The sequence below is a fragment of the Fluviicoccus sp. genome (genome assembly GCF_030646115.1).
Taxonomy (GTDB): Bacteria; Pseudomonadota; Gammaproteobacteria; order Pseudomonadales; family Moraxellaceae; genus Fluviicoccus.
On record NZ_JAUSMX010000009.1, the window covers coordinates 310,000 to 323,507 of the forward strand.

10 protein-coding genes are annotated in these 13,508 nt (G+C 52.1%); 9 read left to right on the forward strand and 1 reads right to left on the reverse strand.

Going from position 1 to position 13,508, the window contains the following annotated elements:
- The first annotated feature begins 62 nt into the window (after positions 1–62).
- The 7 genes from Q7T36_RS07180 (at position 63) to clpX (ending at position 9,175) form a co-directional block, all read left to right on the forward strand.
- The gene (locus Q7T36_RS07180) at positions 63–1,328 is read left to right on the forward strand and encodes a hypothetical protein (RefSeq protein ID WP_304845796.1); all 1,266 of its coding nucleotides are present in this window, start codon (positions 63–65) and stop codon (positions 1,326–1,328) included.
- A gap of 2 nt (positions 1,329–1,330) precedes the next feature.
- Positions 1,331–1,972 (forward strand): DUF6160 family protein, encoded by a 642-nt coding sequence (locus tag Q7T36_RS07185; RefSeq protein WP_304845799.1) that lies wholly within the window; start codon positions 1,331–1,333, stop codon positions 1,970–1,972.
- On the forward strand, positions 1,966–3,057 hold the full coding sequence (locus tag Q7T36_RS07190) for a hypothetical protein (RefSeq protein ID WP_304845802.1): 1,092 nt from the start codon (positions 1,966–1,968) through the stop codon (positions 3,055–3,057). The genes Q7T36_RS07185 and Q7T36_RS07190 overlap by 7 nt, the downstream gene beginning before the upstream one ends.
- Before the next feature lie 14 nt (positions 3,058–3,071).
- Entirely contained in the window at positions 3,072–5,468 is a 2,397-nt protein-coding gene (locus tag Q7T36_RS07195) for a DUF6160 family protein (protein WP_304845805.1), read from the forward strand.
- A 231-nt stretch (positions 5,469–5,699) separates the two neighbouring features.
- The gene (gene tig, locus Q7T36_RS07200; protein WP_304845809.1) at positions 5,700–7,004 is read left to right on the forward strand and encodes a trigger factor; all 1,305 of its coding nucleotides are present in this window, start codon (positions 5,700–5,702) and stop codon (positions 7,002–7,004) included.
- 166 nt (positions 7,005–7,170) lie between these two features.
- On the forward strand, positions 7,171–7,770 hold the full coding sequence (gene clpP / locus Q7T36_RS07205) for an ATP-dependent Clp endopeptidase proteolytic subunit ClpP (protein WP_304845812.1): 600 nt from the start codon (positions 7,171–7,173) through the stop codon (positions 7,768–7,770).
- Between the two features lie 85 nt (positions 7,771–7,855).
- Complete coding sequence (clpX, locus tag Q7T36_RS07210) at positions 7,856–9,175, forward strand: ATP-dependent Clp protease ATP-binding subunit ClpX (protein ID WP_304845815.1); 1,320 nt, start codon at positions 7,856–7,858, stop codon at positions 9,173–9,175.
- A 368-nt stretch (positions 9,176–9,543) separates the two neighbouring features.
- Here the strand turns inward: clpX and rffA are convergent, their stop codons facing one another.
- Positions 9,544–10,707, reverse strand: a complete 1,164-nt coding sequence (gene rffA / locus Q7T36_RS07215) for a dTDP-4-amino-4,6-dideoxygalactose transaminase (RefSeq protein WP_304845818.1) — start codon at positions 10,705–10,707, stop codon at positions 9,544–9,546.
- A 153-nt stretch (positions 10,708–10,860) separates the two neighbouring features.
- Between rffA and Q7T36_RS07220 the strand changes: the two genes are divergently transcribed.
- Both Q7T36_RS07220 and Q7T36_RS07225 read left to right on the forward strand, forming a co-directional pair.
- Complete coding sequence (locus Q7T36_RS07220; RefSeq protein WP_304845821.1) at positions 10,861–11,703, forward strand: hypothetical protein; 843 nt, start codon at positions 10,861–10,863, stop codon at positions 11,701–11,703.
- Positions 11,704–11,807: 104 nt separating this feature from the next.
- The gene (locus Q7T36_RS07225) at positions 11,808–13,493 is read left to right on the forward strand and encodes a glycosyltransferase family 39 protein (RefSeq protein WP_304845824.1); all 1,686 of its coding nucleotides are present in this window, start codon (positions 11,808–11,810) and stop codon (positions 13,491–13,493) included.
- Positions 13,494–13,508: the final 15 nt, after the last annotated feature.

Genomic DNA, 13,508 nt, shown 5'->3' on the forward strand with positions numbered 1-13,508 from the left:
AGCTGTGCGTGAAGCCCGTGAGCGGCTGATGCAAGCAACATAACAAAAACCGGGTGAGTCTTATGAAGTTGCCTTCCTTTACGCTGTTGTCCCTGTTTGTGCTGCTGGCCGGCATGACCGCAGGCGCCAATGCCGCGCTGGAACCCGTTCTGGAAGATGATCTGGGCGACGTGACTGGCGAAGGTATCGCCATTCTTCCGGAAAATATCCGTATTGTCTTTGATCCCGCTGCTTATATCCGAACCTTGCCGCGCGGAGCACCGGTGAACAGCGCGGGCGGTGGCTTTACGGACCGCGCCGCCGATCTGTTGTGGTATGGCTTCGCCTTTTCCGGTCAGGACGGGACGGTGACGGCGGTCAGCAGCGCAAACCGTATCCCTTCCTGGGGCACGGCCTCCAATCCCTGGGTGTTTCGCGCCATCAGCACCAATAATCTGTTGTATGACGGGACTTCTCCGGGTTATCCCGTACTGCAGTATTCCGCTCCCCGATATACGGCGGCAGGTGATTTTGCGGACAACGTCAATGTCATGAACCTCAAATACGCTTTTTACGGCGATATCGGGGTATGTAATACCGGTACACCGACCTACGGGTCAGTCGCGGCTTGCGGTGGTCTGGGTGTGGCGGCCAAGTTGCAAAGTATTTCCGTCTGGGACCGTCTGTCTTTCCATGGCAGCAAATACAGCATTTTCCAGAGTACAGCCGACTACGGCAAGTACATGGGTAATGCCGGCACTGAATTCATGCCGGTGGTGGCGGGTGGAGCGGTCGCCGATGATGACGGCTCATTCGGTGCTGTGTGGTTGAACCGTATCAACAGCAGCACCACCGGAGTCATGCGTTTCGGGGTGGGTGGGGCTGTGTCCAACACCACGATTCCCCAGGTTACGCCAGGAACGTTCAATGCCAATGAAGGCATCTGGGTCACTGACATGGATTTCAACATGCCAGTGGGGCACCTGCACTATCAGCCAATCCTTTTTGATAATGATGCTGCGGGTAACATGATTATCGAGGTGGTGCGGATTCGTAATCTGAACACTATCTACAACTATGCTTACCAAAACTACGGCTATACAGGCATTGATCCGGCGGCGGCTGGTGCCAATCACCCTGCGCCTAATGTCGCTGCCAAGATGTGTACCAATGCAACCTTGAATTGCGATGACGCCACTCATGGTCAGGTGAATTTCGGCAAGATCGAATTCAAGGATAACGCCGGCACCTCCATTCTGGGGAGTCGGGGAGCGGCCGGTACAGCCGCCAGCTCCAGGATTGACGGCATCTTTGTCCAGCATCTCAAGATCAAGACCCTGGGGCTATGATAATGGCTAATCTAAAGATAATGGTCTTGCTGGGGGTTTCGGCTCTTGCTCAGGCCCAGATGGATCCGCTTAGTAACGATCAACTGGAAGATGTCGTAGCACAGCAAGGGGTGGCAGTCAGTCTTGATTGGCGGCTGAATGTGGACAAGGCGGGCAACAAGCTGGCGTTGTGTTCGAATGCTGCAACATATAAAGAGTGCCGGATCGGTTGGGCTTTCAACAATCGCGGTGCGGATGATGTCGATAAGCGCTGGCTTGTACTGAAGGGTTTTACAGGCTCACTGTATATTCCCTACCTGCGGGTAGATGCCAGTACGGTGACCTATACAACAGATGCCGCAGCTGCAAAAACCATTCCTGCGGTATTGCTGAGCTTTGGTGATATCGCGACCGGTTCCGGCGCCAACACCAAAGTACAGATCAAGAACCTGACTATTGATAATCTGGCGTTTGAAACAGATACCGGAGCCCGGCGCGGCTATTTTGCTGACTCGACGCTGGAGCCAACCGGTGCAGCCATTCCGGCCAACGTCAATACCGGTTTCATGGGCTTGCAGATCAATGGGCCTTCCAATGTCGCCAATTTGCAGATAGACGGGACCATTAAATTGTTTCCTTGTGTCGGGGATCACCAATCATGCTGACAGTGTTTAAAGACTGGCGGGGAGTTCAAAGGGGACTGATGGCCTTGCTGGTCATGGTGTGCTTTGGAACATCTTCGGTGGCCATGATGGAAATGACCGATGAAAATCTGGATAACGTTGTAGGCCAGTCGTTGTTTACATCCAATACGGCCACCAACGGGGCATTTACCTACTATCGGCTCGGTATTGATGCCGAAATGAACATGAACCTTAATATCAACCGTCTGGCCTTGGGTTGCGACGGCGCTGGCGCAACCGGCACCTGCGATATTGATATTAACCGAGTGCGTTTGCATGGTATTTCCGCCACACCGGACACCACGCCCTTGGATGGCGCTTTTAATGACTCCGGCCCGTCCACGGACTTCATGATGCGCCGGCCCTATCTGGAGTTCGCCATCAAAAATGCGGGAACAGCCGCCACCCGTGAAGTCTCCGGCATGCGTATTGGCGCCTTGGAGGCATTGGGCGGCATGTCCATCGGTGAAAACCCCGATGTCAATAACATGGCTGATGACACCGGGATTACCACGATATCCGGTTACATGGGTGCAGTGCTGACCAATGCCCAGATGACCAATGTGAATGCAACCCCCTGTTGGTTGAGTTTGGGGGCGTTGTGCGGGCTGACGGCAACAATTGCCACCCATTCCCAAGCGTTAACCCTGCGTAGATCCACCACCTTTGACTTGACCGGCATGTCGGCGTCTGCCATTGGATTGTCTTTGAACAATACCAACTTGCTGGGACAGCCCTTAAGAACCATTCACCGGATTGATGTGGCGGGAAATGCTGCACTCACCCTGCCCACCAAGGACTTCTTTATTTCGGTGCAAAAGGAGAATGTGGTGTGGCAAAAAGTTAGCGACGGAACTTTTGCAAGCGGCAGCAACCCGGCAGCGGAAAAGGGCTGGTGGATGTATATGCCCCAAGTTCAATTCAATAATATAACAACCAACCAGAATATTGATATTCCGTTTGCGTCTGTTATTGGCGGTGTATTTGGGGCGGCGGTTAACGTTGCTCCTGTGGACTTGCAACAAAGACCGGCGGACAACTGCTGGGGCACCCTGACGTTTTGCTGAACAGGATAATAAAAATGATGTTCAAGCGCACCCTATTGGCATTCAGCATCCAGTCAGCCTTGATGGCGCCGGCTTGGAGTCTTGACGCCCTGAGCGACGAAACCCTTGGCGAAGTCAGCGGTCAGGAAGGTATTCAGGTGGAAGTGCAAGCCACCTCCGTGAATATGCAGAATGCCTTCTGGCGTGACGGCAATGCTGTCACCGATATGGATTTGCGCGTTAACCAGCTCAATATTTCCCCGGTCAGCATGGTAGCGGATATTGATATCGGCGCCAGCACCAATACCGTGGCCGGGGTGCCGTCCATTGGTGTCAGCGCCACCATCCAGCCGCTGGAATTGAAGTCCGTAGCGATGCGGGTGGCCAATAACGCAGGCTCCACCAATTCTTTCGGCTTGTTTGCAATTAAAACAACCACGCCCACCACACTCAGTTATTTCAATACCAATGGTCTGTTTGACGGCACCGGCACCGCTGGACGCTTTGCCATGAAAATGGAAGACGCAGACTGGTACCTGGCGCAGGCTCGTTGTCTGTATACTGCCGCCTGTACCCCCAATGCGGACAGCCACGGCGCAGGAACCTTCTCGGGTAATGGTTTACTGACCGCCGGCGGGGTGGGTGACTACAACATATTGGCCTTCAAGGACTTCACCGTCAATGCGCTGGCTACCGGGCAATTTACGGTTGATGCTGTCAAGGGTTTCAATTTTGGCGGCGGCACGGGAATTCTTTCGTTTCCCCGGTTGGCGGCCAACAAGTCAGGCTTCCAGATGGATATTGGTGTGCTGACCAATATTGATTTTTCAGGGGGCGGCACCAGCACCTTCAATTTCCCGGATGTGGCGGCAGTTCCGTCCAGCCACTGGCACTTCGGGTTTTCTGGCAATCTGATGGCGGTTGACATGAGCCTGAAGGGCGATACCGGAGTTGGTATCGGCACCGGCTTCGGCACTTCCGGCATCAAGTTCTCTCCCAAATTTGAGTTCGCCCGTTCCAGTGAGGCAAACCCGTTTGAACTGGAAATGGGTGAGCCCGGTGGCTCGCTGGTCCGGTTCAGTAATTGGGCGGCGCTTTCGGACGGGGCGGCTGTCTCGCCTTCCCGCGCCGTGTTCAACATGGGTGACATCTACCTGAACCTGTTGGCAGGGGCGGGTGGGGGCGGGCTCAGCAATTTTGCAACACCGGCAGCCAATACCTTCTCTTGCGTCAGCGGCACCGGTTGCGTAGCATCTACCACCTTTGGAGCAACGCCCGTATCTGCCACTTCGGGTGAAAATGCCATTGCCATTGCCGCCCGCAATTTCGAATTACAAGGCGGAGCCAGGACTATTACGTTTGCGGATACTACATCAGGAGCCAGCATCAGTGCAGCGCAAACTTGGGCCTTGATGCCGAACTTTTATGGTCTAAACTTCAACTTGTTGATGTACCCCAGCGGTCATCCAGGCATTCCGGCTGCGAACAACCGGCATGGAACCGGTTTTGATTTGACGATTGAGACCACAGGCAAAAACACGGCTTATGGAACACCCAGCACCAAGGGCACGCACCTGATTGTGGCGGATACATCCGCCAATAAATACGTCGGCTTCACCAATATTGACTCCCGGTACAGCTTACTTCAGAGCCAGTTTTATGTAGCGGATACCGCCATGGACTATGCGGCAGGTTCAGGATTGGACACATCAGGTATACGCCTGACCTCCAGAAATATGAGTTTCGATATACGAGCCGGTCTGGCCATCGGCGACTTGCCGGATGGAACGGTGGGCCGCCAGATGCGGGACGATGACTCTGTTGTTGGCATACGCTGGAAGTTCGGCGGGGACTTCAGTTTCACTTTCTCGCCGCCACCGACGCCTCCGACACCGGCCACGCAATGCCCCAACCAGTCTTGTACCTATATTGGGCTTAGTTCCAAGTTGGTTGCTACCGACATGACGAAAAACGGCATGTATCTGGTGGAGCCAGTGGATGGAACCCGGATTGAATGGATTGACATAACCGGCACGCTGAACATGCTGTCAGAGCATGTGCCGTTTGCCACCGATGGAACCTATGAAGACGCCAGCCGTATTGATATTGGTGTGGAAGCAGTAGCCTCTCAGCCAGGACCGACAATTCGCCCGTTTGTGACCTTCGCCACAGCGTTTGAGTTGGCGCCCGGCACTACGCAGGCCGATGCCGATGTGATTCGTATCCGTAAATTGAACCTCTATCGTCCGCCAGCAACAAATGCCGTGTTTACGGGTGCAGGCAGCACCTATAAAGAAGGGGTGGACTGGAAGCCCGGATTCAACTTGGCTGGCACGGCGGCTGGAGATGCAACCGGTCGTTTTTATACCTTGGGTGAAATGGTGATAACCGGCGGTCGCTTCTACGGGGAAGTCAATCTCAAGGTTCAATAAGCGGCATGGGAATGACAGGAGTTGGCGGCAGGCCTGAATGGGCCAGACGCCTTTTTGTCAGTAACAGGAGTGGTGCGCAGGTAATCCGTATCATGTTGAAGGGTTCCTGCCACACCTTCATCTTTACTGCGTCAATTTTTAGCAACGCACTCTTTTAAACCGGTCATTCTCCCGTATAATCCCCGCTTTTAGAATTCGGCCGTCTGGCCCGTACATTAACCCGAGGATGCCATGCAAGTAGTTGTCGAAAGCGTTTCCGCTCTGGGACGCCGCCTGAAGATTTCCGTTCCTGCCAGCCGTGTCGAGCAGACTTTCAACAACCGTCTCAACCAGACCGCGCGCACTATCAAGATGGACGGTTTCCGTGCCGGTAAAGTGCCGTTGAGCATGGTCAAGAAGCGTTTTGGTGAAAGCATCCGCGCTGAAGCACTGGAAGATGTGATTCGGGACAGCTATGTGGCCGCTGTTGAAAGCCAGAACCTGCGTGTCGCCGGCTTCCCCACCATTGAGCCGTTCAATGCCGCTCATGGCGAAGTCCTGGAATTCACCGCTGTGGTTGAAGTCTATCCGGAGGTCACTCTCAATGACTTCTCGACGTTGGCGGTAGAGCGCCCGACGTCGGAAGTGACCGATGCTGACGTCAGCGAAATGATTGAAAACCTCCGTCGCCAGCGCGCCAAGTTCAACGACACCGAAGAACCGGCTGCGGATCAGGATCGCGTTACCTTGGATTTTGAAGGAACCGTAGACGGTGAGGCATTTGCCGGCAACAGCGCCCAGGATTTCAATCTGGTGCTGGGCTCCAAGCGCATGATCCCCGGCTTTGAAGAGCAAGTTGCCGGCATGAAGGCCGGCGAAGAGAAAACCATTTCAGTGACTTTCCCGGCAGACTACCAGGCAGAAAACCTGGCAGGCAAGGAAGCTCAGTTCAAGATCAACGTCAAGAAGGTGGCGCGCCCGGTCCTGCCTGAACTGGATGAACAGTTCCTGTCTGCCTTTGGCGTAACCGAAGGCGGTGTCGAGAAATTCCGCGCTGACGTGCGTAAGAACATGGAGCGTGAGCTGCGCAACACCATCCGTTCGCGCGTCAAGGCCGCCGTGTTTGATGCGGTGCTGGCTGCAAACCCCGTAGATGTGCCCCAGGCATTGCTGGAGCAGGAAATCGGACGCCAGCGTGAACAGGCCATTCAGCGTTTTGGTGGTAATGCACAAAATATCAAACCGGAAATGCTGCCTAATGAGCTTTTCACGGACGCAGCCAAGCGGGCTGTCTCCCTTGGCCTGTTGTTGAGTGAAATTATTGCCAAGAATGATGTGAAGGTGGATGCTGACCGCGTACGCACCTTGGTTGGCGAAATTGCCGAGTCCTATGAAGATCCCGCTGAAGTGGTGGCCTGGTATCTGGGTAACCGCGAACAGCGCGCTCAGGTCGAGTCCGCTGTGCTCGAAGACCAAGTGGTGGATCTGGTGCTGGCAGCAGCGCAAGTCAGCGACAAAGCCGTCTCTTACGGTGACCTGTTGCGCCAGCAACAGTAAGCGCCACGCATCACCTGGGCCGGCAATATTGCCGGCCCTTCTGCAAACACAGCCAATAGTTTTCTGTCAGTGAATTGCTAAAGTGCTGGAATGCTGTAACCTTTTTTGCTAAATGTTACAGCGCAATCCACACTATCCTTCAACCATGCAAATCGGGTAAAGACAGATGAATCCAGTCAACAGTGGCCTTGTGCCGATGGTGGTCGAGCAGTCGGCTCGGGGTGAGCGCGCATTTGATATATTTTCGCGCCTGCTGAAAGAACGTGTGATCTTCATGGTTGGTGAAGTGGAAGACCACATGGCCAATCTGATTGTGGCCCAGATGCTGTTTCTGGAGTCCGAAAATCCTGACAAGGACATTCATCTCTATATCAATTCACCCGGTGGTTCAGTCACGGCCGGTATGGCAATTTATGACACCATGCAATTCATCAAGCCGGATGTCAGCACCATTTGTGTGGGCCAGGCCTGCTCCATGGGGTCTTTTCTGTTGACGGCCGGCGCCAAGGGCAAGCGTTACTGCCTGCCGAATTCGCGTGTCATGATTCACCAGCCGCTGGGTGGTTTCCGGGGTCAGGCTTCCGATATCGCCATCCACGCGCAGGAAATCCTGAAAATCCGCGACCGGCTCAACCAGAGTCTGGCGTTTCATACCGGTCAGTCTATTGAACGCATTGAAAAAGATACAGATCGCGACAATTTCATGGGCGCGGAAGAAGCCAAGGCATATGGCCTGATTGACGCCGTTCTGGATAAACGCCCCTGATACCGGGGCCTGCAAGTCAGGTGATGCGCATGGCATTGCCTGTCTCCCGCATCGGTGGGAATGAATCGAATAACGAGGTCAAGACATGAGTGATGATCGTAAAGGCCGTGATGAAAGGTTGCTGTTCTGTTCTTTCTGCGGCAAGAGCCAGCATGAAGTCTCCAAGCTGATTGCCGGACCCTCGGTCTACATCTGTAATGAGTGTGTCGAGCTCTGTAATGACATTATCCGCCAGGAAGTACGGGAGGATGCGCCGGGACAAGGCAAGGCAAAAGACTCGCTGCCCACTCCGCACGAAATCAAGCTGACCCTGGATGAATACGTCATTGGCCAGGAACAGGCCAAAAAAGTGTTGGCCGTGGCGGTGTACAACCACTACAAACGTTTGCGCGCCGGTATGAAGAAAACCACACCCGGCGGTAAACAAAGCCAGGATGTGGAACTGGCCAAGAGCAACATCCTGCTGATTGGCCCTACGGGCTCCGGCAAGACCCTGCTGGCCGAAACATTGGCCCGTCTGTTGAATGTCCCCTTCACCATCGCTGACGCCACAACGCTGACGGAAGCCGGTTATGTGGGGGAGGATGTTGAAAACATCATCCAGAAGTTACTGCAGAAATGCGATTATGATGTAGAAAAGGCCCAGAACGGCATTGTCTATATAGACGAAATTGACAAGATTACCCGAAAGTCTGACAACCCATCCATTACCAGGGATGTGTCCGGTGAAGGTGTACAGCAGGCATTGCTGAAGTTGATTGAAGGCACGCTGGCTTCTGTTCCGCCGCAGGGTGGCCGCAAGCACCCCCAGCAGGAATTCCTGCAGGTGGATACGTCCAACATCCTCTTCATTTGCGGCGGTGCCTTTGCCGGTCTGGACAAGGTCATTCGCAGCCGGGCCGAGCCAGGCGGCATTGGTTTCAGCGCCACCGTCAAGAGCAAGGACGACGACCGTAATGTTGGTGAACTCTTCCGCGATGTTGAACCGGAAGATCTGATTAAATACGGACTGATTCCTGAGTTCATTGGCCGTCTGCCGGTTATCGCCACGCTGGAGGAGCTGAGTGAGGATGCGTTGATGCAAATCCTGACCGAGCCGCGGAATGCGTTGACCAAGCAGTATCAGAAGCTGTTCGGCATGGAAGGTGTTGGCCTGGAATTCCGGGACGAAGCCCTGAAGGCTGTCGCTTTCAAGGCTATGGAGCGGAAAACCGGGGCACGGGGTCTGCGTTCCATTCTGGAAGGCGTGCTGTTACAGACCATGTACGACTTGCCTTCGCTGGAAGGAGTATCCAATGTGGTGGTGGATGAGAAAACCATTACCGAAAGTTCGGAGCCCCTGCTGGTTTATGAAGATAAGCCGGATGATGCCATCATGGAGCATGGCAATCTGAAAGCATCCTGAAACTGACTACTGACTGGGGCGATCGACAGATATCATTGCCCCAGCAGTACGGAGTACAGGTCAAAACAACTAAGTCGCCTGTTTGTTGGTTGTTATTAAAACAAGAATATTTATTCTGGTTCTCACCAATGCAATGGGTTGCGCACGGAGCACAACAGTTTTATTTAGCCGGTTCCTGTGGTTTGATTACTCAACTGATCTTCAGCCTGTCATTCAAGATACTTACAATTCCATTCTTTGTCCCTTTTGCGCTACAAGATCATGATGGACGTCCTAGGAAGTCTGTCGGTGGTTGTATGTGTTAGACAAGCCCGTTTGCTCCAGTCGTGTTCGAAGCATCACCTATTAGTGAAGCCTTGCAAACGTAGTTATTCAGTCGTTCTTATCATTCGTTTGGCATGCAAATCGAAAAGAATATTCAGTAATGCATTGCCAATTTCATCAACGGGTGATCCATGCCAGATTGGAAGCCGTAGCAAGGTATCTGCAGTGTTCTGGGTATGGCGCAGATCCTGTGATGCGCTTAATGCAAACCGTGCCCCTGCAGGGGATTGGTGCAAGGGCCGGTAGTGCGAAGCAGTCTGGATGCCACGGGCCGACATAGCATCCTGAACCATTTGGCGGTCTTTGGGTGAGGCAAAGATAGCCGGGAAAATATGCCCATTGTGAAGGCTGTCAGTTCGAGGTTGAGATATACGTAACAAGCCAGTAGAAGTTGCCGGTATCAATAGCTCATGATATCTCGCCCATGAAGAAAGCCGACTCTCGGTAATCATAGTCAGATGCTGAAGTTGGGCCAATAAAAATGCGCAGGTCAATTCACTCGGCACATATGAAGAACCAATGTCTGTCCAATGATAGAACGGTACTTGTCCAGTGATAAAGTCATGACGGTTGGTTCCTTTGTTCTGGATGATTAGTGAACGCTGCATGAAGCGTTCATCATTGATAAGCAATGCGCCGCCTTCGCCGCAATGGATGTTTTTGGTGGAATGAAAAGAGTATGTCCCCAAGTGGCCGATGGTGCCAAGGGGTCGCCCTTTGTAGGTTGCGCCGATACATTGTGCGGCATCTTCAATGACCAGCAGTCGATGCCGCCCGGCAATTTCCATGATAGTGTCCATTTCGCAGGCCGAACCGGCATAGTGCACTGGTACAATGGCGCGAGTTCGGGAGGAAATGGCGGATTCAATCAGGCGTTCATCCATATTCAGAGTGTCCGGACGAATATCGATGAACACAGGTCGTGCACCCCGCAGAACGAAGGCGTTTGCACTGGAGGGAAAGGTGAAGGAGGGCATGATCACTTCATCACCTGGGCGAATGTCCGCCAACAATGCGGCCATTTCCAAAGCGGCTGTGCATGAGGGCGTTAGCAGCACCTGTGAGCATCCAGTGATGTTCTGCAGGATTTGACGACAGGACCTTTGAAATTGGCCATCGTCACTGAATGTGCCACAGGCACAAGCTTGCTCTAAGTACGGATATTCATTACCGGTCAACAAGGGTTTGTGAAAGGGAATGATGGCCATGGGTGAGTATTCAGAGGATGGAGTGTGTCTAATAATAACGGTTTTGATGAGTATAAAGGATGCTGGAGCCGGTTTGTGCATGAATTGCTGCGGTTAACCGTTTGGTGAATGAAGGGCAATGCTGTTGAGCGATTATTCAGGAGGTGATGGTCGATGAGTGGCATTCGACAATTTGCACAGTACCGAATTGATGGTAAGGCGGTTGGACTGAATTTGACGGGTGAAACAGTCCGCGGTCCTGCGACATGTCTATTGCTACAAGACGATGACCTTACTCAGACGACCTCATGGCATTCGGAAGGTTTTGTTGTGAGGCCTTTTCTCTCACCGAATGATTTCCAGTGTTTGCAGGAAAAACTGCTTGAACGGGTTCATGCGACGGTGCAGGTTGTGAAGGGGAAAAGACAGCCTGACTTCTCTCTGGATCAATATCACCGCTATTGTGCAGACTCGCAGCAGCACATGCATGTGGTGCGCTACTTACAGGAGCATTCTTCCCTGGACTCTTTTCCCCTGGATTTCCGGTTGCTGGACAAGCGGGTCAGCGAAATTTGCGGGCTGGAAGTGAGTTGCGCCAAGCCGGGTAATGAAGCTGCAGGCCGTTTCTTTCTGCGAATTGTACGCCCTGGTGCATTCTTGGATAACAATCCCCCTCATCGTGATGTCTGGTTGGATCGTTTGCGCCATGCGATTAATATTTATGTCCCCTTGGCTGGAAGCAATGCCTTATCTTCGTTGCCGCTGATACCCCGGAGTCACTGCTGGCTGGAAAGTGAAATTATTCGCACCACCGCTGGGGCTGTTATTGATGGGGTTAGCTATACGGTGCCTTCAGTGGTGGGTAGTGACCATGGTATGGATATGATTCGGCCGGTTGTTGGTGATAATGAAGTTATGGTTTTTTCGCCGTATCTGGTACATGGCGGTGGCGTGAATTTTAATACCGGAGTTACGCGGGTTTCCTTGGAGATGAGGTTCTGGCGTAAAGATTTATGAATTTTTGATCTATTTGCAGTGAGAGCCCCAATGCCTCCCTCGATCGGTTGTCGGACTTGGGTGCATGGGGTGTAATTTTTTTGAGATCTAAGAGTGAAAATTCGATGAAAACAAGAAAGCCAGCGAGCCTGAATGCACTTGGGGAAACAGTTACTGGCTCGGAATCGGAGTCCCAGCCTAAGTTGGATGAGATAACTATTGTGCAAGCCCCTCGAGACTTGATGGGGACGTTAATTAAATGTATTGGCGTGACGTTGCTGGCGATGGTCGCTGCGGTCTATGTCTGGCTTGCCAAAGTAACCACACTGGATAATCAGTGGCTGGTGCTTGATATGCTGGAGGCCATCAAGTTGTTTGGGGTGGATGATGCTTATCGCTTCTATATTGCCAAGGCTGCAGGAGTTCAGCCCGGGATATTCAGTTGGAACTATGCTTTACCGGTAGGTGTGTTTCTGGATAACATGGCTGCCACATTGTTCGGAAATAATTTGTTTTTGATGCGTTGTTTTCACATTGTTCCTGCATTCATGACCTTGTGGTTTGTTTACAAGACGGGTGAGCAACTGGGCGTGAGCAAAGGGATAAACGTATTTTCACCGCTGGTTCTCGCCTGTATGCCGTTATATGCCTTGGTTTTCCTGAGTTTTTATGGGGAGTCTTGGCTAGCCTTCTTTTTTTCAGCTGCAATGTGCGCCTTTGCCTTCAGGCGTTACTTGCTTTGTGCGGCAATCGCATCTTTAATGCCGCTGATTCGTGCTGAAGGGTTTTTTCTGATTGTTTTTCTGGCGCTTTTTTTTCTGAAAGAGCGTCAGTGGAAGTGTTTTATTACCTTGGGTTCGCCTGGAGGTTTGTATTTTTTGTGGTTGCTTTTTTCATTGGACTCCCTATCGGATTATTTTACCTGGCGCTTGACTTTGCGTAAGGCAATGAACGTGGAATTCTATGAGGCTTATTTTGTCAACAATACACTAAGTTCATTTAATTTGATGTGGATTGGTCCGGCACTTCTGGCATTTTGGTTCACAGGTTTCAGGAGGATGTGGCCTATTTGGGGAGGAGCCATGGTATGGCTGATATGGCTCAGTGTAACTTTGGCTCAGAAATATACATATTATGAGGCTCGGTACCTGCTGTCAATTTTGCCCGTTATATCTGTTGCTTTTGCGTATGCAATGACAGCTTTGAGTAAAACGCCTGTTTTTATAAAAGCACGTACTGGGTTGAATTTCCTGATGGGTGTCCTGATTTTATTGGTAATTTCAGAGCATTTTTTCCAGGTTGATGCACTTCGCGCCAAGTATGCCGGTGGGGAGCGTTGGCCGGTCAATGGTCCACGACCGATTGTTAATCAATTCTGGCGGTTTTCTCCGGAGGAAATGCAGGCTCCCAAAGAAACGACTCGTGTCCTTTACAGTTTGCTTGCAAGGTACCCGTTAGTGGATGCACTCGTTATTAACAAGTCTGATATATTCTATTATCTGGATCCAAGGCGGATACCGCCAGGTGTTACGGTGTCATTCTCGAATGATCGCGACTATATGGCATTGATTTATTTCAAGGGTTATTTTTTTACCATGCATCCGGGTGGCAAACAATACAGCATCTACCGGTTCAGGACTTGGGCGGGAGAGCAAAAACGCGCTGCCCTTTATGTAGGGCAATTGCGTTGCAAAAGGTGTGAGCCGGTGTACAAGTTCAATGAGCAATATCAGGTTTATATGTTCTGGTACGAACCGGGTGATCTGAAAACTTATGAAAACCTGATTGAGGCGGCCACGCCGAAGCGTTAATGATTGTGTGATCCT

Coding starts and splice junctions, on each gene's coding strand:
- tig (WP_304845809.1), top strand. CDS start 5,700: ATGCAAGTAGTTGTCGAAAGCGTTTCCGCTCTGGGACGCCGCCTGAAG.
- Q7T36_RS07185 (WP_304845799.1), top strand. CDS start 1,331: ATGGCTAATCTAAAGATAATGGTCTTGCTGGGGGTTTCGGCTCTTGCT.
- Q7T36_RS07225 (WP_304845824.1), top strand. CDS start 11,808: ATGAAAACAAGAAAGCCAGCGAGCCTGAATGCACTTGGGGAAACAGTT.
- clpP (WP_304845812.1), top strand. CDS start 7,171: ATGAATCCAGTCAACAGTGGCCTTGTGCCGATGGTGGTCGAGCAGTCG.
- Q7T36_RS07220 (WP_304845821.1), top strand. CDS start 10,861: ATGAGTGGCATTCGACAATTTGCACAGTACCGAATTGATGGTAAGGCG.
- Q7T36_RS07195 (WP_304845805.1), top strand. CDS start 3,072: ATGATGTTCAAGCGCACCCTATTGGCATTCAGCATCCAGTCAGCCTTG.
- Q7T36_RS07180 (WP_304845796.1), top strand. CDS start 63: ATGAAGTTGCCTTCCTTTACGCTGTTGTCCCTGTTTGTGCTGCTGGCC.
- Q7T36_RS07190 (WP_304845802.1), top strand. CDS start 1,966: ATGCTGACAGTGTTTAAAGACTGGCGGGGAGTTCAAAGGGGACTGATG.
- rffA (WP_304845818.1), bottom strand. CDS start 10,707: ATGGCCATCATTCCCTTTCACAAACCCTTGTTGACCGGTAATGAATAT.
- clpX (WP_304845815.1), top strand. CDS start 7,856: ATGAGTGATGATCGTAAAGGCCGTGATGAAAGGTTGCTGTTCTGTTCT.